The 20085-nt window shown below is 71.5% G+C and carries 15 protein-coding genes; 7 read left to right on the forward strand and 8 right to left on the reverse strand.

Features of this window, described 5'->3' with window-relative positions; genetic code table 11:
• Window positions 1–41: 41 nt before the first annotated feature.
• The gene (locus ABD378_RS11205; RefSeq protein ID WP_386543148.1) at window positions 42–923 is read right to left on the reverse strand and encodes an ABC transporter permease; all 882 of its coding nucleotides are present in this window, start codon (window positions 921–923) and stop codon (window positions 42–44) included.
• A gap of 525 nt (window positions 924–1448) precedes the next feature.
• Between ABD378_RS11205 and ABD378_RS11210 the strand changes: the two genes are divergently transcribed.
• Window positions 1449–2030 carry a hypothetical protein gene (locus tag ABD378_RS11210; RefSeq protein WP_344520463.1) on the forward strand — a complete coding sequence of 194 codons (582 nt, stop codon included), beginning with the start codon at window positions 1449–1451 and terminating at the stop codon, window positions 2028–2030.
• Window positions 1982–2980, forward strand: a complete 999-nt coding sequence (locus ABD378_RS11215) for a LacI family DNA-binding transcriptional regulator (RefSeq protein ID WP_344520465.1) — start codon at window positions 1982–1984, stop codon at window positions 2978–2980. Before ABD378_RS11210 ends, ABD378_RS11215 begins: the two co-directional genes overlap by 49 nt.
• A 565-nt stretch (window positions 2981–3545) precedes the next feature.
• Here the strand turns inward: ABD378_RS11215 and ABD378_RS11220 are convergent.
• On the reverse strand, window positions 3546–4460 hold the full coding sequence (locus tag ABD378_RS11220) for a LysR family transcriptional regulator (RefSeq protein WP_344520466.1): 915 nt from the start codon (window positions 4458–4460) through the stop codon (window positions 3546–3548).
• Window positions 4461–4544: 84 nt separating this feature from the next.
• Here ABD378_RS11220 and ABD378_RS11225 point away from each other — a divergent pair, with 84 nt between their 5' ends.
• The 3 genes from ABD378_RS11225 to ABD378_RS11235 all read left to right on the forward strand — a co-directional run bounded on the left by ABD378_RS11225 (window position 4545) and on the right by ABD378_RS11235 (window position 7419).
• The gene (locus tag ABD378_RS11225) at window positions 4545–5306 is read left to right on the forward strand and encodes a sulfite exporter TauE/SafE family protein (protein ID WP_344520467.1); all 762 of its coding nucleotides are present in this window, start codon (window positions 4545–4547) and stop codon (window positions 5304–5306) included.
• 122 nt (window positions 5307–5428) lie between these two features.
• A complete protein-coding gene (locus tag ABD378_RS11230) occupies window positions 5429–5923 on the forward strand; it encodes a hypothetical protein (protein ID WP_344520468.1) in 495 nt (164 codons plus the stop codon).
• 254 nt (window positions 5924–6177) lie between these two features.
• Window positions 6178–7419 (forward strand): RICIN domain-containing protein, encoded by a 1242-nt coding sequence (locus tag ABD378_RS11235; RefSeq protein ID WP_344520470.1) that lies wholly within the window; start codon window positions 6178–6180, stop codon window positions 7417–7419.
• A gap of 104 nt (window positions 7420–7523) precedes the next feature.
• On the opposite strand, the gene ABD378_RS11240 is transcribed toward ABD378_RS11235, so the two are convergent.
• From ABD378_RS11240 to ABD378_RS11265, 6 genes are all read right to left on the reverse strand, one after another.
• Window positions 7524–8423 (reverse strand): LysR family transcriptional regulator, encoded by a 900-nt coding sequence (locus ABD378_RS11240; protein ID WP_344520471.1) that lies wholly within the window; start codon window positions 8421–8423, stop codon window positions 7524–7526.
• A 99-nt stretch (window positions 8424–8522) separates the two neighbouring features.
• Window positions 8523–9722 carry a glycine C-acetyltransferase gene (locus tag ABD378_RS11245; RefSeq protein WP_344520472.1) on the reverse strand — a complete coding sequence of 400 codons (1200 nt, stop codon included), beginning with the start codon at window positions 9720–9722 and terminating at the stop codon, window positions 8523–8525.
• 70 nt (window positions 9723–9792) lie between these two features.
• Complete coding sequence (gene tdh / locus ABD378_RS11250; RefSeq protein WP_344520473.1) at window positions 9793–10821, reverse strand: L-threonine 3-dehydrogenase; 1029 nt, start codon at window positions 10819–10821, stop codon at window positions 9793–9795.
• A 123-nt stretch (window positions 10822–10944) separates the two neighbouring features.
• Window positions 10945–12129, reverse strand: coding sequence for a Gfo/Idh/MocA family protein (locus ABD378_RS11255; RefSeq protein WP_344520474.1), 1185 nt, complete (start codon window positions 12127–12129; stop codon window positions 10945–10947).
• A gap of 44 nt (window positions 12130–12173) precedes the next feature.
• Window positions 12174–14429, reverse strand: coding sequence for a galactose-binding domain-containing protein (locus tag ABD378_RS11260; RefSeq protein WP_386543156.1), 2256 nt, complete (start codon window positions 14427–14429; stop codon window positions 12174–12176).
• On the reverse strand, window positions 14426–15901 hold the full coding sequence (locus tag ABD378_RS11265) for a M1 family metallopeptidase (RefSeq protein ID WP_344520475.1): 1476 nt from the start codon (window positions 15899–15901) through the stop codon (window positions 14426–14428). Before ABD378_RS11265 ends, ABD378_RS11260 begins: the two co-directional genes overlap by 4 nt.
• Before the next feature lie 205 nt (window positions 15902–16106).
• On the opposite strand from ABD378_RS11265, the gene ABD378_RS11270 reads away from it, so the two are divergent.
• Together ABD378_RS11270 and ABD378_RS11275 are read left to right on the forward strand one after the other, a co-directional pair.
• Window positions 16107–17201 carry a LacI family DNA-binding transcriptional regulator gene (locus ABD378_RS11270; RefSeq protein WP_344520476.1) on the forward strand — a complete coding sequence of 365 codons (1095 nt, stop codon included), beginning with the start codon at window positions 16107–16109 and terminating at the stop codon, window positions 17199–17201.
• Window positions 17202–17486: 285 nt separating this feature from the next.
• Entirely contained in the window at window positions 17487–19934 is a 2448-nt protein-coding gene (locus ABD378_RS11275; protein WP_344520477.1) for a polysaccharide lyase 8 family protein, read from the forward strand.
• Window positions 19935–20085: the final 151 nt, after the last annotated feature.

The raw sequence follows: 20085 nt of genomic DNA on the forward strand, positions 1-20085 counted from the left end.
AAGCGGACATAGCTGGGGAAGCGGGCATGGCGGGGCGTGGGTCAGTACGACGTGGTGGCGGCCACGTCCCTGCGGCTCGCGTGCCACGGCAGAAGCAGCTTCTCGGCGATCTCGACGAGCACGAAGAGGACGACGCCGATCAGCGACATGACGAGCAGCCCCGCGAAGAGCATCGGGGTGTCGAGGTTTCCGTTGGCCTGGAGGATCACATATCCGAGGCCTTCGTTCGCACCGACGAACTCGCCCACGACGGCGCCGGTGACGGCGAGCGTGACGGCCACCTTCAGGCCGGAGAACAGGTGCGGCAGCGACGCCGGGAAGCGGATCTTGAGGAAGGTCTGCCAGGGCCGCGCGCCCATGGTGGCGGAGAGCTGGAGCATCTCCGGGTCGACGGCCTTCAGCCCGGTCACCATCGAGATGACGACGGGGAAGAAGGCGATCAGGACGGCGATGAGGATCTTCGGGGCGATGCCGAAGCCGAGCCAGACGACGAACAGCGGGGCGATCGCGATCTTCGGCACGACCTGGGCGAAGAGGAGGATCGGATAGAGCGTCTTCTCGACGGTCGTCGAGTAGACCATGACGACCGCGGAGAGAATCCCGACGCCCACGGCGATGAGGAAACCGAGCAGGGTCTCGTAGGTGGTGACCCAGGTGTGCTGCCACAGGTAGTCGGGCTTGTCGAGGATCACGTCGAGGGTCGCGCCGGGCGACGGCACGAGATACGCCTCGACCATCTCGGTGGCGGCGATCAGCCACCAGGCCCCGAAGCAGACGAGCAGCAGGACGAGCGGACGCCAGCTCTTCTCGGCCGCCTCGGCGGTACGTTGTCGCAGGGTCGGGCGGCTACGGTCGGCAACACCTGCCGTTTTGGCGGGAGTTGCCTGCAGTGCGCTCTGGCTCACGGTGAACTCCCCTGGCATTCAGCGTACTTCGCGTGGTTCGCGTAGTTCGGGAGGCAGTTGCGGAGCGTTTCGGTGGTGCGGAAACCGCTTTCAGAAAGCGCTTTCTGGTAAGGTGTCCGCCACGCTAATGACTGGCTGACCGCAGGGTCAATAGGTCGGCTCGAAGTTTCGCGGCGCGAGACGAAGGGGGCGCGGTGCGGGCGCTTGGGCGCGAGCAGGAACCGGGAGCGGGGGTGGCCCGGGGGGAGCAGGCCAGTGCGGGGCGGGCTCGGAGGGAGCAGCCCGGAGCGGGGGTGGTGGCCCGCGGGGAGCGGCCCGGAGCAGGGGTGGCCCGCGGGGAAGAGCCCGGAGCAGGGGTGGCCCGCGGGGAAGAGCCCGGAGCAGGGCAGGCCCGGAGGGAACAACCCGGAGCAGGGCAGGCCCGGAGGGACCAGCCCGGAGCAGGGCAGGCCCGGAGGGACCAGCCCGGAGCAGGGCAGGCCCGGAGGGAGCAGCCCGGAGCAGGGCAGGCCCGCGGGGAGCAGCCCGGAGCAGGGCAGGCCCGTGAGCAGGAACGCGGGACCGGGCGGGGCCGCGGGAAGCAGCCCGGAGCGGGGCGAGCGGGCGAGCAGCAGCCCGTGGTCGGGCCCGGACGCGGGCACGGACGCGAGGAGGAACCCGGAGGTGCCGGGCCAACCCGCGAAGAGCGACCCGGACCAGGACGAGCAGGCGAACAGCAACCCGCACCCAGGCACGGACGCGGACGCCGACACGACGAAAAACCCGGAGCCGGACCAACCCCCGAAGAGCAACCCGGACCAGGACGAGCAGGCGAACAGCAACCCGCACCCAGGCACGGGCACGGACGCCGACACGACGAAAAACCCGGAGCCGGACCAACCCCCGAAGAGCAACCCGGACCAGAACGAGCAGGCGTGCAGCAGACCGCGGTCGGGCGTGGGCGCGGACGTCGGCACGACGAAGAACCCGGAGGCGGGTCAACCCGCGAAGAGCGACCCGGGCCGGGACGTGCAGGCGTGCAGCAGACCGCGGTCGGGCGTGGGCGGGAGCATGGGCCTCATGTCACCCTGCACGCGGTGGCCCGTACCGCTGGGGTCTCTCCGGCCACCGCGTCACGGGCCCTGAACGGCACCACGCGCGTCCGCGAGGACCTGCGGCGTCGGGTGCTCGAAGCGGCGGACCGGCTCGGGTACATCCCCAACGCCCATGCGCAGGCGCTCGCCAGCTCGTCGAACAACACCGTCGGCGTCATCTGCCACGACGTCGGCGACCCCTACTTCGCGGCCATCGCGAGCGGGGTGATGGCCGCGGCGGCCGAGCAGGACCTCCTCGTCATGCTGGCCAGCACCTTCCGTGCCCCGGCGCGGGAGATCGCGTACGTCTCGATGCTGCGTGCGCAGCGGGCCCGCGCGATCCTGCTCATCGGCTCGGGCTTCCAGGACCCCGCGTGGGAACGGTCGTTGGAGTCGGAGCTCGCTCCCTACATGCGTGACGGGGGCCGTGTCGCCGTGGTCAGTCGGCACCGCAGCCTGCGCGTGGACACGGTGCAGCCCGAGAACCGGGCGGGGGCGGGGGCCCTGGCGCGGGCGCTGCTGTCCCTGGGCCACCGGGAGTTCGCCGTCCTCACCGGCCCCGAACGGCTCACCACGGTCGCGGACCGCCTGGCCGGGTTCCGCGCGGCGCTTGCCGACGCGGGGGTCGGCCTTCCCCCGGAGCGGATCGTGGAGGGCGCCTTCACCCGTGACGGGGGTCATGCGGCGGCGGTCGAGCTGCTGCGGCGGGGACAGCGGCCGACGTGCGTCTTCGCGGTGACGGACGTGATGGCCGTGGGAGCGCTGGGTGCACTGCGGGAACGAGGGCTCCGGGTGCCGGACGACGTGTCGCTCGCGGGCTTCGACGACATCCCCCTGGTCGGGGAACTCACTCCGCCGCTGACCACCGTGGCGCTGCCGCTGACGCGGATGGGACGGGACGTGCTCGCCCTCGCCCTTCGCGAGCGGGGCGCGAGGTCGCGGGTGGAGCGAGTACGGGGCGAGGTGGTGCTGCGGGCCAGTACGGGGCGGCCTACGGCCTGAGGGCCCCTGGCGCGGAGGGCCCACATCCATGGGGTCCGCCAGGGCCACCCGGTGGCCCGGCACCAGGGGCTCGGAGGCCGACGCCTCGTCAGGTGAGTCAGCAGCCTGCAGGCCCCCGGCAGCGGGCAACCACACCCACAGGACCCGGCACCCGCGACCCGCTCCCGCCAGTCCACCCGGCAGCCCGGCAACATGAGTTCGGACGTCCACGCCTCGCGCCGACGGGACAGCAGCCTGCAGCCCCCGACAACGGGCAACCACACCCACGGGGTCCGCCCCTGCCACCCGGCCCCGCAACATGGGCTCGGAGGCCCGACGCCTCGCGCAGGAGGGACAGCGGCCTCAGGACCCGGAAGCAGGCGGCGCCCCGCGGAACCCGGCACCCGCGACCCCACTCCCGCCAGGCCACCCGGCCACCAGCCCACCCGGCAACGTGAGTTCAGAGGCCCACGCCCTGCGCAGGCGGTCGGCCTGCGGCCTGGGCGGTGCCGGTGGTGGGCGGTCGCGTCCAGGGGAGCGGCACTCGCCGCCTCACCCACCCCAGCCACCCCACGGGCCCCCAGCCTCACCCCCGCCCGTCCACCCGATGTTCCGACGTCGACGCCCTGCGTAGGTGGTCGGCCAGTGCCTTCGTCGCCGGGGGTGGGGGGCCGGTCTTGGCGCCCCAGGCCAGTAGGTGGTGGCGGCGGGACCAGGGGTCCTGGAGATCGCATACGTCCAGGGGCTGGGTGGGGTCAATCACGCGGCGCGGGACGATCGCGAGGCCGACTCCCGCGGCGGCCAGGGCGACCAGGACATTGAGGTCGGCGACCGTGGTGCGGTAGCGGACGACCGGCGCGTGGGGACCGATGTGCCTCTCGATCCAGCGGCGCAGCGAGGCGTCGGCGTCGAGCCCGACGAGGGGGTGTTCGGCGGCCTCGCTGTAGGTCAGTGACGTACGGCCCGCGAGGATCCCGCCGGCCTGGCCGACCACCACGAGGGAGTCGTCGCCGAGGGGCTCCATGGCCAGACCGCAGTCGCGGGCCTCGTCGTCGAGGACGATGCCCAGGTCCGCCTCACCGTCGGCCAGCATCCGCACGATCTGCGGGGTGCGCTTCTCGGAGACGCGGACGTCGATGTCCGGGTGCGCCCGGAGGAACGACACCAGGGCCTGCGGCACGAGTCGGTGCACCGCGGAGCCGCCGCCCAGCAGGGTCAGGGGCGCTGTCGGGGATCTCGTATAGCTCGCGACCGCGCTCTCGAGCCGCACGGTCTGGGCGAGGACCTCGCGCGCGTGCCGGGCCAGTGTCGTCCCCGCCGGGGTAGGGCGCACTCCTCTCCGGCCGCGGATCAGCAGTGCCACTCCGGCCTGTTGTTCGAGGGAGCGGACCCTGGCGCTGGCCGACGGCAGGCTCAGGTGCATGCGGCGGGCGCCTGCCGTGATCGACCCCTCCGTCACGATGTCGAGGAAGAGCCGCAGATCGTCCAGGTCGTAGCGCACCCTCATGAGCCTATGGCACAGCCTTAGGCTGGGTACGCCGATAACGCATTGTGGACCCACCGGCCACGGAGCGATGCTCGGCGGGTGCCCGAAATTCTGCTCGTCCTGCTTGCAGGCATCGCCGCCGGAGCGTTGAACTCCGTCGGCGGCGGAGGCACGTTCGTGGCGCTGCCCGCTCTGGTCGCGGTCGGCCTCTCCCCCGTGACGGCGAACGCCTCGTCCACCATCGCGCTCGTACCGGGCGCCGTGGCAAGCGGATGGGTCTACCGACGCGAACTCACCCCGGTCGGGGGGACGTCCACCAAGGCTCTGACGGCCATCAGCGTGGTCGGGGGCGGATTCGGCGCCGCCCTGCTCCTCACGCTGCCCGCGGCGTCGTTCGACACCGCTGTGCCGTGGTTGCTCGCCTTCGCCACACTGGTTCTCGCCTTCGGCCGCCGCGTCTCCCGTGCGGTGAGCGGCGCGCTCGGCCGGGAGATCGGCATCAGCTCCCGGGCCGTCCTGATAGGCCAGTTCTTCCTCGCTCTGTACGGGGGATACTTCGGCGGCGCCGTAGGCATCATGATGTTCGCCCTGTGGGGCATCGGCCTCGGCCTCGACACCGCGGTCAGCAATCCGATGCGGGTCACCCAGATCGCGGCCATCAATCTGAGCGCGACCGCACTGCTCCTCGTCGCCTCGGACGCGCTGAGCGCCCCGCTCGTCCTGGCCCCCATGTTCGTCGGCGCGCTGGCGGGCGGCTTCACCGGCGCCCACTTCGCACGCCGCCTCTCCGACCGGCTGCTGCGGAGCATCATCCTGACCACCGCCGTGACGATGACCGCCCTCTACTTCGTGCGCGGTTGAGGCCGGTCGACATGGCCGACGAGGACTTGGGTGCCGACGTATCGCCAGGTACGCAAGCGTCATATACACAATCGCCGTACACGCAATCGCCGTACACGGACGCGGCGCGAGCACGTCTCGCGATGGCCCACGAGGCGTGCGAGCTGGCCGGTCTCGCGCGGGCCGCCGTACCGATCGGCGAGCACGAGTTACACCCCGACGGCACCGGCAGCTCCCCCGGATCGGTGCTGGCCGACGCGGCCCACGTGCTCAGGGCCGCGCAGCGGTTCTTCGAGGCCGCCGCCGTGTGCGAGCGGACGGGCGGCGCGAGCTGGCAGGTCATCGGTGATGTCCTGGGCGTGGAGGCGACGACCGCACGGGCACGTTTCGCCGCCGCCGAGTCCTGCTTCCGGGAGGAACCGCGCTCCCCGGATGAGGTCTCCGCCGCCGACGCCACCGGCGCCCTCGACGGCGCCGGCTGGTGGCGTGCGTACACGGCGGGCAACCCGCTGGAAGCCGCACGCGACCTCGACGACTGGGTCCTGCGCCACGCCGACGGGGACGGCGACCTCGGTCCCGCACCCGTCTCCGGCGGCCTGGCACAGGGCAGCAAATGGGGTTGCCCGGACGGCAGTTGACGCGGCGTCACGGGTGAGAACCGGCCCCCGCGCGCCAGGCGTGTTCCGCCCTGCCGAGCGTCCCGCCAACGGATGGGCCGCCACGGAGAGTTGATGCCACCTGGGTCGACGCCCGTGCCGGTGGTGGTCACAAGTCCCGGTGATTGAGGGGTAAATAGCCGCCGAAATCTACCCGTATCGGCGATCTGGCTCAGCTCCTACTCTGTGAGGCGCACACGCGGGGGATCACTGTCCGTCTGCCACGGAGGTTGACCATGTCTGCGTTGTCCGAGGGGATCTACCTGCTCAAGAACGAGGCGAGCGGACTGTACGCGGGAGTGCGGGGGGCCAGGACCGAGCAGAGCACCCCGGTCGTGCAGCAGGAGCCGCACCCGCGAGGAACCGCCCGGCACAGCCAGTTGTGGCATCTGCGGCCCGACGCCGCCGAGGCGGGCGCATGGACGCTGCAGAGCGTGCACAGCACCATGCGCATGGACATCATGACCGGCCGCGACCGCACGGACTCGCCGGTGCTGCAGTGCCCGGCGGAGACCCGGCAGGACCTGCTGGCGTCCCAGTTGTGGCGGCCGGAGGCGACCGGCGACGGGCGGTACACGCTGGTCAATGTGAACAGCGGCCACCTGCTGTCCGTCCACGGCGACAGCAGCGCGCCGGACGCGGCCCTTGAGCAGGCGGGCCATCCCACCATGGGCGCCCGCCCCGCACAGGAGTGGCACCTCGAGCGGGTGCCGAGTCGCGGCGAGGTCAAGGCGTTCGACGCGCTGACGGCCACCGTGGTCTCCGCCGGCGGCGGCATCCTCGGCTCGGTCCTCGGCTCCCTGAGCGGCGCGGCCAAGCAGGCGCTCGACGCGGGCGGCGGCATCTTCGAGTCGGCGGCCAAGGCGATCCCTGACAGCGACACGCCCTACGTACGCTTCGACGGCTTCCGCGGGGACGAGTTCATCCGCTTCTCCAAGCGGCGCGGCATCGAGGCGGGACCGCGGAAGCTCTCCGACCAGTTCCCGCACCTGCCGAAGCCCTTCAGCGACGGCTTCGATGCCGTCGGCCCGGCTGCCAGGGGCAGCGGTCACACCTTTCTGGGCTTCACGGGAGGCCAGGCCCTGGAGTTCTCCGACAAGGGCCACGGCCCCGTCCATGACGCGGAGCACCTCCTGCACCCGGCTCTTGTGCAACAGGTCGGCGAGCTGTGCGATGTCACCGGCTTCGGTGCCGACGGCGGGAGGCTGCTGGTCTTCGGCCGCGGGGACAACTGCACCGTGGATCCCGCAGGGGTCGACCTGGCGCGTGGATCGCACCATCAGCGGTTCACGCTGACGGCCGCACCCGATGCCTTCGGGTTCGGACCGGACGCCGCGACCACGGCCGTCACCGACTCCACGGCGCACTACTTCCTCACCAAGGGCGAGGAGTTCGTCGTCGTCTCCGAGGACAAGCTCATCCAGGGCCCGGCCAGGCTCACCGAGGCCTACCCGTTCCTGGACGGCCTCTGGATGTAGCCGCATGCCGGAGGCGCCTCCGCCAGCACCCGCCCCGGCCCCGTCGGACGCACCGCCGACGGGTCCGGGCTCCGGGCCGCGGCCTCCGGGCCGAGGGCTCTCCGCTATCCCGCCGCTTCTCCCAGCGCGTCAAGGACCGGACGGATCAGCGGGTGCTCCTCCGCCCCGCAGCGCACCGCCGCGAACACCCGGCGGGTGGGAGCGACCCCCTCCACCGGGCGGATCACCACCCCCGACACGTCCATCCCCCGCAGCGCCGACCGAGGCACCAGGGCCACGCCCGCCCCCGCCGAGGCAAGGGCGACCACCGCACGGAAATCGTCCGACCAGTGTTCGAGCAGGGGCTGGAAACCCGCCGCCTCGCAGGCGAGTATCACCACGTCATGGCAGGGGTTCCCGGCGAAGGGGCCGATCCACGCGTCCTTGGCCAGCTCCGCGAGCGGTACGCGCTCCGCCGCCGCGAGGCGATGCGTCTTTGGGAGCACCGCGTCGAACGGCTCCGCGTACAGCGGGACCCGCGTGAGCCGCGGATCGTCCGCGCCCGGAGCGCCCCGGTACTCCACCGCCACGGCGACGTCCACCTGCCGGTCGAGCACCATCGGCAGGCTCGCGTCGCCCTCCGCGTCCTGGACCCGCACCCGGATCCCGGGCGCCGCGGACGAGAGACGGGCCAGGGCGGGACCGACGACCAGGGCGATCCCCGTGGCGAAGGACGCCACGGTCACCGTCCCGGCCGCGCCCGAGCTGTACGCGGCGAGCTCGGCCTCGGCCCGCTCCAGCTGGGCGAGGACCGCGTTCGTGTGGGAGAGCAGGATCTCGCCCGCCGGGGTCAGCCGGACCCCGCGGGCGCCCCGCTCGACCAGGCGGTGGCCCGTCTCCTGCTCCAGGGCGGTCAGCTGCTGGGAGACCGCGGACGGCGTGAGATAGAGCGCGGCGGCAGCGGCCGTGACCGTGCGGTGGTCGGCCACCGCACGGAGGATGTGCAGCCGCCGCGCTTCGATCATGAGGTCGATTCTCCCAAACCACAGGCCCCACCGACACCAGCGGTCCGGCCAAAGGTCTCAGGCACCCTTCCTCAGGCACGCTCCCTCAGGCACCCTCCCTCAGGCGTCCAGCTCCGCCCGCGCCGCCACGAAGGCGTCCACCGCGCGGTTCACGTCCGCCGTGGAGTGCGCGGCCGACAGCTGGACACGGATGCGGGCCGCGCCCTGCGGCACCACCGGGTACGAGAAGCCGATCACGTACACGCCGCGCTCCAGGAGCAGCTCGGCCATCCGTCCGGCGACCGAGGCGTCCCCGATCATCACCGGGGCGATGGCGTGGTCGCCCGGCAGGATGTCGAAGCCCTCCTCCGTCATCCGCGAGCGGAACAGCGCCGTGTTCGCCGCGAGCCGCTCGCGCAGGTCGCCCGCCGACTCCAGGAGGTCGATGACCTTCAGGGAGGCCGCCGCGATCACCGGGGCGAGCGTGTTCGAGAAGAGGTACGGGCGCGAGCGCTGGCGAAGCAGCGCGACGATCTCGGCGCGGGCGGCGACGTAGCCGCCGGAGGCGCCGCCGAGCGCCTTGCCGAGGGTGCCCGTGATGATGTCGACGCGGTCCATGACGCCGTGCAGCTCGGGGGTGCCGCGTCCGCCGGGGCCGACGAAGCCGACGGCGTGCGAGTCGTCGACCATCACCATCGCGTCGTAGCGGTCGGCGAGGTCGCAGATCTGCCGCAGCGGGGCGACGTACCCGTCCATGGAGAAGACGCCGTCGGTGACGATCAGCTTCCGGCGCGCGCCGCCCTCGGAGGCCTCCTTCAGCTGCTGCTCCAGGTCCGCCATGTCGCGGTTGGCGTAGCGGAAGCGGCGGGCCTTGCTCAGCCGGATGCCGTCGATGATCGACGCGTGGTTGAGGGCGTCGGAGATGACGGCGTCCTCGGCGCCGAGCAGCGTCTCGAAGACTCCGCCGTTGGCGTCGAAGCAGGACGAGTAGAGGATCGTGTCCTCCTGGCCGAGGAACCCGGACAGGCGCCCCTCAAGCTCCTTGTGCACCTCCTGCGTACCGCAGATGAAGCGCACGGACGCCATGCCGTAGCCCCAGCGGTCCAGGGCCTCGTGCGCGGCGGCGATCACCTCGGGGTGGTCGGCGAGGCCGAGGTAGTTGTTCGCGCAGAAGTTCAGTACCTCGCCGGGGCGGCCTCCCGCGGTGACCGCGACCGTGGCGGACTGCGGGGTGCCGATGACGCGCTCGGGCTTGTGCAGGCCCGCGGCGCGGATCTCGTCGAGGGTGGTGCGCAGGTCGTCGCGTACGGAGTCGAACATGCTTGATTCCTTCAGCAGCTGAGACGGTCCGGGCGATCGGGGCCGTCGGGGCGGTCGAGGCGGTCGGGGTTCAGGAGGTCCAGTCGAGGATGACCTTGCCGCCGCGGCCGCTCGCCGCGTCGTCGAAGGCCGCCTCGAAGTCACGGTGGCCGTAGCGGCCCGTGATCACGGGGGCGAGGTCGAGGCCGCCTTCGAGCAGCACGGACATGGAGTACCAGGTCTCGAACATCTCGCGGCCGTAGATGCCCTTGATGGTGATCATGGAGGTGACGATCCGGGACCAGTCGACGGCGAAGTCCTCGGCCGGCAGACCGAGCATGGCGATCTTGCCGCCGTGCGTCATGTTGGCGAGCATGTCGCGCATCGCGACGGGGTTGCCGGACATCTCCAGGCCGACGTCGAAGCCCTCGCGCAGGCCCAGTTGGCGCTGGCCGTCGGCGATCGAGGTCTCGGCGACGTTCAGCGCCAGGCTCGCGCCGACCTTGCGGGCGAGCTCCAGGCGCTCCTCGCTGACGTCGGTGATGACGACGTTGCGGGCGCCCGCGTGCCGGGCCACGGCCGCGGCCATCAGGCCGATCGGCCCCGCTCCTGTGATCAGGACGTCCTCGCCGACCAGCGGGAACGACAGCGCGGTGTGCACCGCGTTGCCGAACGGGTCGAAGATCGCGGCCACGTCGAGGTCCACGGGGACGCGGTGCACCCACACGTTGGCGGCGGGCAGCGCGACGAACTCCGCGAACGCCCCGTCCCGGCCGACGCCGAGACCGACCGTGGCGCGGCACAGGTGGCGGCGGCCCGCCTGGCAGTTGCGGCACTTGCCGCAGACCAGGTGGCCCTCGCCGCTGACCCGGTCGCCGATCTTGATGTCGGCGACGTCACGTCCGGTCTCGACGACCTCGCCGACGAACTCGTGACCGACGACCAGCGGCGCCTCGATCGCCTGCTGCGCCCAGCCGTCCCAGGCCCTGATGTGCAGATCGGTGCCGCAGATCCCGGTGCGGAGCACCTTGATCAGGACGTCTCCGTGGCCGATCACCGGCTCCGGTACGTCCATCAGCCGGAGCCCTGGCTCCGCCTTCTCCTTGACCAGCGCCTTCAACGCAACGGCTCCTGTCGTACGTCGCTTCTTCCCCCGACGACACAGGAATCTTCCCTACGGCGGCGCTCCGGTCCATCGAGGATTTCTTAAGCGCCGCCGCAGCTTTCCTTCAGGCCCTGCCGTCTAGCGGGTCTGCCCCCGCTCGAAGTACGCGATCAGCTCCGGGTCGAGCACCGGAACCTCCCGCGGCGCGCCCCCCTCCCGCAGCGACTGCGTCGCGCGCACGCCCGCCGCCACCGCCATCCGGGCCGCGACCGGCGACGTGTCGGTGCGCCCTCCCTCGCGCACGAAACGTACGAACTCCTCGATGAGCAGCGGGTCGGATCCGCCGTGGCCGCCCTCGTCCTGAGCGTCCGGCACCGGGTACTCGGCGTCGGCTTCGGGGCGGTAGGAGGAGCGCCGCCGGTTCCAGACCTTCACCACTCCCCCGGGGCCGTCGCCGAAGTTCTCCAGGCGGCCCGCGTCGCCGATGACCGTGTAGTTGCGCCAGTAGTCGGGGGTGAAGTGGCACTGCTGGTAGGAGGCCAACACCCCGTTGTCGAGGCGCATGTTGACCAGGGAGACGTCCTCGACGTCGATGACGGGGTTTAGGTCGCGCTGGGTGTGCGGCGGCCAGTGGCCGTCCTTGGTGTACCAGTCGTCCGTCTTCGGCTCGCCCGGCTCGCGGCGGTTCGGGTTGTCTCCGTAGACCATGAGGTCGCCCAGGGCCTGCACCTGGCGGGTGTATCCGCCGGCCAGCCAGTGCAGGACGTCGATGTCGTGGGCGGCCTTCTGGAGCAACAGGCCGGTGGTGTGCTGCCGTTCGGCGTGCCAGTCCTTGAAATACCAGTCGCCTCCGTAGGCGACGAAGTGGCGTACCCAGACCGTCTTGACCTCGCCGATGTCACCACGCCCGATGATGTCGCGCATCAGCCTGACCACGGGCATATGGCGCATGTTGTGGCCTACGTAGAGGCGCGTTCCCGTCTCGTACGCGGTCCGCAGGATCTCGTCGCAGGCCTCGATGCCGATTTCCAGGGGCTTCTCCACGAAGACGGGCTTGTTCTCGCGCAGCGCCTCGCAGGCGAGCTGCGCGTGCGTGTGGTCGGGGGTGAGGATCACGACGGCGTCCACGTCCGGGTCCTCGACGACCTTGCGGTGATCGGTGGATATCAGGGCGCCCGGGAAGGCCACGGCCGCCTCCGTCCGCGCGGTGACGTCGTGGTCGGCGAGCGCGGTGACGCGGGAGCCCGCGCCGGGCCGGTGTGCGATGCGGGCGAGCGAACCGCGCAAGCCGTAGCCGAGGACGCCGAGACGGAGGTCGGTCATGGTGTGCCTTTCCGTACAAATACCTGTGCGGGTGCGGGTGTTGCCTATGTACGTGCAGGATGCACGAGTACGTGGGCGAGCGCCACGCGTCCCGTGCCGGTGAGCTTGATCCTTATGTATCTGGCTTCCGCGTCCGTGTCGAGGAGTGTGGGCCGAAGCGATCGTCCGGTGACGTGCAGGGTCGTGGCGTCGGAGAAGTCCGCGGTCCTCGCGATCTGGACGTCGAAGTCGGCCGTGGTCATGGAGGTGTTGTTCCAGACCTCGACCTGTCCCACGCGCCGCGCCTCGCCGAGGTCGACCTGCCACCAGGCGCCCGGTTCGGACAGCGTGCGGGTGTCGGTGGAGGTGTCCCCGTCGGTCGCGTACGCCGCTTCGGCCGTACCGTCCGTGGAGGACTGGGACGCGGCGCCCGCGCGGGCGAGGTCCGGGCGGAGCTGCTCGGCCGCCGCTCCGTGCGCGCCCGCGCGGGCCGCCACGGCGAGCGCCTTCGATGGCAACCGGTCGAGCTTGGTGTGGTTGTCCTTCATCGTCGATCCTGTGCCCGTGAGCGCCGGTGCGTCGGTGTCGGTCCAGTTGCCGGTGGCGTGGTTCTGGATGCCGTAATCGGCCCAGTTCGAGACCCACTTGTAGCCGATGCGGGTGATGACGTTGCCTTCGACGCGGATGTACGAGGACTGCTCGTCGAGGTAGATGCCGTTGCCGTCGCGCTCGGTGTTCCCGTAGGCGGAGCGGTTGATGTAGTTGCCGGATACGACCGTGCCGGGCTGCGCGCCCTGGGTGTAGATGGCGCCGCCGTCGTGCTGCGCGTGCTCGACGCGCATCACGTTCGTGATCCGGTTGTTCGTGATCCGGTTGTCGCGGAGCACGGACTTCTGGACCTCGGGCTGGTTCCAGCCCCAGCCGACGGAGATCCCCGAGTAAGGCAGGTCGTCCAGGGTGTTGTGGTCGACGCTGAGCTCGGCCTCGTATCCGGCCCAGATGCCCACCGCGTCGGTGTACTCGACGCCGGTGCGGCGGATGGTGTTGTACGCGACGGTGTTTCGCTCACCCGCCAGTTCCGCGTCCGGCTTCGGCTCGGTGTCGCCGACGTACACGGCGCCGGACGACAGGTCCGTGAAGCGGGAGCGGGTGACCGACGTGTCCTTGGTGCCTGCTTCGAGGACGACTCCAGCTCCACCCAGATGCGTGAACTCGCTGCCGGTGACCGTCACATGGCGACCGCCGCGCACCGTAAGCGCCGCGCTCGGCTTGGTGTAGTGACGGCCCGCGTGATCGACAGGGCCGGTCGCCCCGGTGAGGGTGAGACCGGCCTGGGTGCCCGCGTAGCCCTCGTCGGTGGAGGGTTGGCCGTACGCCGCGTACGCGAAGCCGATGCCCTGCACGCGCAGGTCATGGGCGCCGTCGACGACCATGAGCCGCTCGGTCACCGGGGTGAGCACGCGCGCGTCGCGCATCTCCTCGCCCTTGCGCGGGAGGTAGGTGACGGTGCGGTCATCGGCGTCCCAGACGAACTCGCCCGGCTTGTCGAGGAGTTCGCGGGCGTTCTCGAAGAAGGCGACCCCGGAGTAGCGCGAGGAGTCGACGGTGGTGGAGTCCCAGGCGGGGCCCGTACGGTCCGTGCCGCTCGCGGAGTTGGTCCAACAGGGCTGCGCGAAGGTGAGGTTGTCGCCTTCGACGCCCGTGATGCGGCAGTGGTAGTCGCGCCAGCGGATCTTGATGACGGCTTCCGCGCCGGTGGGCCGCTTCCAGGTGGCGATGCCGGTCGCGGTGGCCCCCGTCATGCCGGTCTTCGTCGCGTCACAGGTGCTCGGGGCGCAGGCCGCGCCCAGCGCGCGTACCGCCCGCTCTCCGTCCACGAACAGCTGGCGCGGAGTGACCCCTTCGGGGACATCGGCCGTCCAGGTGCCGTCGGCGGCTTCGGACCATCCCTTGAGCTGCCGCCCGCCGGAGAACACCGGCTCGGCCCCGCGCGCCGCGGTCCAGGTGACGGTGTGCCCGTCGCGCCCGGAGTCGGCCGCGCCCAGCTTGAGCGGCTCGCTCATCTCGTAAGTGCCGTCGGCGAGTTCGACGCGTACGTCCCGTCCGCTGACCGTGCGGGCGGCGTCACGGGCGGCCTGTGGGGAGCAGGGGCGGGTGGCGGTGCAGGACTCTCCCGAGCCCTTCGGGGCCGCGTGGAGGATCTTGGGGCCGGGGGCGGCCTGGGCCGCGCTCTGCGGGGCGATGACGGCGCCGACGGTCGCCACCGCGAGGGCCGCCGCGGCGATGTGTGGGCGCTTCCATGCACTCTGGTGCCGCTTCACTTCGCGACACCCCAGTCCGGGTGTCCCGGCATGGGCGGGTTGTCGAGGTCGAACAGCCAGTGGTGCAGGAACGTGCCGACGGAGTCGTCGCCGGTGACCTCGACGGCGTTGTCGATGAAGTCCTGGGTGGAGGCGTTGCCGTGCCGGTGCTTGCTCAGCCACGACTTCATGACGGCCTCGAACTTCTGCTGCCCGATCTGCTGGTTGAGGGCGTAGAGGGAGACCGCCGCGCCGTCGTAGATGTTGAAGCCGCCGAGCCCGGTGGGTTTTCCGGGCGGGCCGTCGGTCTTGCGGACCGCGTCGAGCTTGGCGTACGCGGTCTTCATCTTCTCCTCGATGGGCTGAAAGCCCTTCTGATCCGCCCACACGGCCGCGTAGTAGACGGCAGGTCCTTCGTTCAGCCAGGCGTCCTGCCAGGTGGCGGGGGTGACGGAGTCGCCGAACCACTGGTGGGTCAGCTCGTGGATCATGGTGGTCGAGTAGGTGGGCCGGTCGAACCAGGACGGCCCGAAGAGTGACAGGGTTTGATTCTCCAACGCGTCGCTGTAGCCGTCCCGCACGATCTGGACCCCGTAGGTGTCGAACGGGTAGCGCACGCCGAGGGTCTTCTCCAGCCACGCCAGCTGCCCGCCGGTCTCCTCGGCGATGGGCTTGTACTTCGCCTGCTGGTCCTCGGGGATGAGATGGCGCAGCCTCACTCCGTGCGGGCCGCGTCCGTAGACGTAGGTCTGCTTGTTGACGGAGATCCCCAACAGCTCGGGCGCCATGGGGGACTTGAGCGAGAAGTCCCAGGTCTTCTTGGATCCGGCCGCGTCGCGGGTGCCGGTGAGGTTGCCGTTGGCGCCGGGTGTCCAGCCGTCGGGGGCGGTGAGGTGGAAGGTCCAGGTGGCCTTGTCGGACGGGTGGTCGTTGACCGGCGCGAAGGTGTCCGCGCGGGATGCCTGGGCGGCGGAGGCGAAGCCGCCGTCGGACATGTAGCGCCAGCCCGGTTGGCCGACCGGCTTGGTCCTGCCGTTGCCGTGGTAGGTCAGTTCGACGTCGAAGGCCCGGCGGTCGCGCAGGCCGCCCGCCGGGGTGACGGTGAGCTCCTGGCCGCTCTGGCCGGGGCCTATGGCCCAAGTGGCCTTCTTCCCGTTGACCTTGATGGTGTCGATGGCCAGCGAGTCGACGTCGAGGTTGAAGGACGACAGGTCCTGGGTGGCTCTCGCCTTGATCCTCACGGTGCCGGTGAAGTCGTACGTCACCGGCGTGAAGTCGAAGGAGAGGTCGTAGTGGCGGACGTCGTAGCCGCCGTTGCCGAGCGTCGGGAACAGCGGGTCGCCGACGCCGTCCGCGCCCGGCGCCGGGTCGAAGGGCGCCGCGTGGGCGGGGAGGGCGAGCGCCACCGTCGTGGTCGCGGCCGCCGTCGCCGTCGCGGCACGGACGGCGCGGGTACTGCGAGCACGTGCGGTTCGGGTCCTGTTCTCAGCCATGGGGCCGCAACGTAGTAATCGCTTACTGTCGCCGTCAACACCCAGGAGGCCCTCCGCTCTTGGACTTTTCCACCCCTCCTCTGGCGCCATGGGCTGAGTTCAGTACACGCTTACCATCTGTGCCGGTTGGGGCGGACCCCGTAACGGGCGCGGGGAACTGCGCGACAAGCCACGACGATCCCGTACGAAAGAGAAGGGCGAGCACATGACAGAGGCGGCAGCGGCAGCGCATGGCCCGGAGCGGCGACGGGCGACAGTCATCGACGTCGCGGCACGCGCCGAGGTCTCATCGGCCACCGTCTCCCGCGTCCTGAACGGCAACTACCCGGTGGCGCGGGCCACCCGCGAGCGCGTCGAGGAGGCCGTCCGGGAGCTCGGCTATGTCGTCAACGCGCACGCGCGGGCGCTGGCAGGGACGTCGAGCCGGACGGTCGGCATCATCGTGCACGACGTCGTCGACCCGTTCTTCGCCCACATCGCCCGCGGCGTCGAACGGGCGGCGTCGGAGGCCGGACGGCTCTGCATGGTCTGCTGCACCCACGGCGACCCGCGGCGCGAGCTGGCCTTCGTCGACCTGCTGCACGAACAGCGTGCGGACGCGGTGGTCCTGGTCGGCGGCGCGCACTCGGATCGCGCGTACGCCCGCGAAGTCGCCCGCAGGGCACGGGATCTGCACGCGGGCGGGGCACGCCTCGTGCTGTGCGGGAGGCCGTCGGTGGGCCGCGACGTGCCGACCCTCTCGGTGGAGTACGACAACGAAGGGGGCGCGTTCGCCCTCACCGACCATCTCCTCACGCAGGGCCACGGCCGCATCCTCTACCTGGGCGGGCCGCCCGACCTCTCCACCACCCGCGACCGCATCGCGGGACACCGCAGGGCCCTGGAGCTGCGCGGCGTCCCGTACGCGCCCGAGCTGGTGCACACCGGCGCCTTCAGCCCCGCCTTCGGACACCGCAGGCTGACCGAACTCCTGGCGTCCGGGCTGGAGTTCAGTGCGGTCTTCGCGGCCAACGACATGGTGGCGATCGGGGCGCTGCAGGCCCTGGAGGAGGCGGGCCTGCGGGTCCCGGACGACGTCTCCCTGGCCGGCTACGACGACGTGCCCACGGCCCAGGTCCTGCGGCCCCGCCTGACGACCGTGCACGTGCCGCTGGAGGAGATGGGGCGGCAGGCGGTGCGGCTCGCGGTCCCGGAAGCGGAAGCGGAGGCCGACGCGTGGCAGCAGCCGGCCGAGGGCGGACTGACGCTCGGCACGCACATCGTGGTGCGCGATTCGGTGGCGGCGCGGCGGACCCCGTAAGGGGCGCGGGGAGCTGCGCGCCCAGGCGCGACGCGCCCGCAGACGCAGACGCGAACGCAGGCGCAGACGCAGACGCAGAGGCACCCACCAAGTCCCGTGCGGCATCGGCCGATGTAACCGGTTAAGGCACGTGGGATCCCCCCGGAACCCCGCACGGACAGAAAGAACATAGAAAGATGCCGGGCCCTCTTGCCCCCGCATAGCAACCGCTTACATGCTGTCGCGGAATCGCTCACGCGCCTCACTCCCCCACTCCGATGCCCTGACACCCCATGGGAGTCCCGCATGCCCACGCCCCTCCCCGGCCCCACCGGACCCCGCCGCCGCACACTCCTCGCCGCAGGTGCCGTCTCCGCGCTTGTGCCGGTTGCCACCGGCGGCACGGCATGGGCAGCCCAGGCGAACGAAGCGGACTCGTACGATCCGCTGCTCGTCCGCGCGGCAGCGCAACTCACCGGCGGCGCGTTCGACGCCGCCGACCCGGACTTCGCCGCGGCGCTGAAGGTCCTGGACACCCAGGCTTCCGGCTGGTGGAAGGACTTGGACCGGTCGGCGGGGCGCACCGCCCTGTGGACCGACCTCTCCCCCGCGAAAGACCCGGGCAACTTCGGCCAGAGCTACACCCGCCTGCGCACGATCGCGACGGCCTGGGCCACGCCAGGCACCTCACTCAGCGACAGCGCCGAAGCGGCGGACACCCTGCTCGAAGCCTTGCGCTTCCTGCACGCCGACGCCTACAACCCCGGCCGCCCCGAATCCGGCAACTGGTGGTTCTGGGAGATCGGAGCACCCCGCGCCCTGATGGACACCTGCGTCCTGCTGCGGGGGAAGATCCCCGCGGCCGACCTGGCGAAGTACGTCTCCACGGTGGCGAAATTCTGCCCGGACCCGGACCGCCGCACCAACGCCCCGACGCTGTCCGAGACGGGCGCCAACCGCGCCGACAAGGCCGTCATCGTGGCGCTGCGCGGGCTCCTCGCGCGGGACTCCACGACTCTGGCGCTGGCCCGCGACGGTCTCTCCGACGTCCGGGACAAGGGCAAGAACAGCCTGTTCACGTACGTCACTTCGGGCGACGGGTTCTACGAGGACGGGTCGTTCGTGCAGCACGGCTCCGTCGCGTACACGGGAACGTACGGCAGTGTCCTGCTCGGCAGCGCGGGACAGCTGATCGCGCTGCTCGCGGACTCCGAGTGGGCCGTCACCGATCCGAAGACGTCAGTGCTCTACGAGGCGGTGGACCGGACCTTCTCGCCGGTGGTCTTCGACGGACTGATGATGGACGCGGTGCGCGGCCGTGCGACGTCCCGTGAGAAGGCACCGGACCACAAGGACGGCGCGGCGGCGCTCACCAACATCCTGCAACTTGCGGGCGGGGCCCCCGCCGCATACGCCGAACGCTGGCGCGCGCTGGCCAAGGGCTGGATCCGCCGCAACACGTCCCACCCCTACCTGAGCCTGGTGGGCGTCCCGGCTCTCGCCCGCGCCAAGACCGTCCTCGACGACCCCGCCGTACCCGCCACCGACCGGCTCACCGGGCACTTCGCGTTCGCCGACATGGACCGGGTGGTGCACCGGCGCCCCGGCTGGGCGCTCACGCTCTCGCTCTCCTCGAAGCGCATCGCCGCGTACGAGGCGGGCAACGGCGAGAACCTGCACGGCTGGTACACCGGCGACGGCATGGCCTATCTGTACGACGGCGACGACCTGGGGCAGTTCGGGGACGGCTTCTGGGCGACGGTCGACCCGTACCGCCTGCCGGGCACCACCGTGGACACCCGTGAGCGTGCCGACATCGGGTCGGGCGGCGGTACGGGGACCTACCGGCCGAAGAACGCCGTCGCGGGCGGCGCGGTGCTGGACGGCAGATTCGGCGCCGCCGCGATGGAACTCCTCGCCGACGGCAGCACGCTGCGGGCGAGGAAGGCGTGGTTCTCCCTGGACAACGCGGTCGTGGCCCTGGGCGCGGACATCACCGCGAGCGACGGCCGGAGCATCGAGACGGTCGTCGAGAACCGGAATCTGTACGAGGACGGTGCGCCCCGGCTCACGGTCGACGGCCGGCGGCAGCCCTCGCGATCGGGCTGGTCGGCGCCCCTGCCCGGCGCCCGCTGGGCCCATCTGGAGGGCACCGGCGGCTACGTCTTCCCCGATCTCCCCGCCCAGCCGTCCGACGGCAGGGGCGGCACCCGCCTCCGCGCCCTGCGCGAGGAGCGGACCGGCACCTGGCGGGCGATCAACACCGGCGCGGACACCGGAGGCAGCACCACTCCGGTCACCCGCCGCTATCTGACCCTGTGGCTCGACCACGGCGTCTCCCCCGCCGCGTCCTCGTACGCCTACGTCCTCCTCCCCGGAGCGAGCGCCACCGCGACCGCCGTCTGGTCCCACTCCCGGCCGGTCCGCATCGTGGCCAACGACGCCACCGCCCAGGCCGTAGAGGCCCGCCGCCACGGCCTTCTCGCCGCGCACTTCTGGCAGCCGGGCAGCGCGGCCGGGATCAAGGCATCGGGCCCCTGCACCGTGATCGCACGACGCGGCGGCGACGGCATATCGCTGGCCGTGGCCGATCCGGGCCGCACCGGAACGACGGTCAGCCTCGAACTGCCCTTCCCCGTACGGGAGGTGGTCCGCGCCGACGACACGGTCACCGTCACCCCGGGCCGCCGACCGGTCGTCACCGTCCGCGTCGAGGGCTCGCGCGGCCATACGCACACCGCACACCTGCGGTGATCACCGCCGCACCGCAGGCTCCACCCCCCACCAGATTCCCCCACCGGATTCCCCCACCCCGAAGGAGTGCACCATGAGATCCACTCCGCCCCGCCGCACCGTCGTCACCGGCCACTCCGCCGGCGGTCAGCTCGCCCTCTGGGCCGCCGCC

The sequence above is a fragment of the Streptomyces rectiviolaceus genome (assembly GCF_039533825.1).
GTDB lineage: Bacteria > Actinomycetota > Actinomycetes > Streptomycetales > Streptomycetaceae > Streptomyces > Streptomyces rectiviolaceus.

What these genes read in the sequence shown, in the direction of transcription:
- ABD378_RS11230 (WP_344520468.1), top strand. Translation starts at nt 5,429, where the DNA reads ATGGCCCACGAGGCGTGCGAGCTGGCCGGTCTCGCGCGGGCCGCCGTA.
- ABD378_RS11205 (WP_386543148.1), bottom strand. Translation starts at nt 923, where the DNA reads ATGCCAGGGGAGTTCACCGTGAGCCAGAGCGCACTGCAGGCAACTCCC.
- ABD378_RS11265 (WP_344520475.1), bottom strand. Translation starts at nt 15,901, where the DNA reads ATGGCTGAGAACAGGACCCGAACCGCACGTGCTCGCAGTACCCGCGCC.
- ABD378_RS11270 (WP_344520476.1), top strand. Translation starts at nt 16,107, where the DNA reads ATGACAGAGGCGGCAGCGGCAGCGCATGGCCCGGAGCGGCGACGGGCG.
- ABD378_RS11235 (WP_344520470.1), top strand. Translation starts at nt 6,178, where the DNA reads ATGTCTGCGTTGTCCGAGGGGATCTACCTGCTCAAGAACGAGGCGAGC.
- ABD378_RS11240 (WP_344520471.1), bottom strand. Translation starts at nt 8,423, where the DNA reads ATGATCGAAGCGCGGCGGCTGCACATCCTCCGTGCGGTGGCCGACCAC.
- ABD378_RS11245 (WP_344520472.1), bottom strand. Translation starts at nt 9,722, where the DNA reads ATGTTCGACTCCGTACGCGACGACCTGCGCACCACCCTCGACGAGATC.
- ABD378_RS11275 (WP_344520477.1), top strand. Translation starts at nt 17,487, where the DNA reads ATGCCCACGCCCCTCCCCGGCCCCACCGGACCCCGCCGCCGCACACTC.
- ABD378_RS11255 (WP_344520474.1), bottom strand. Translation starts at nt 12,129, where the DNA reads ATGACCGACCTCCGTCTCGGCGTCCTCGGCTACGGCTTGCGCGGTTCG.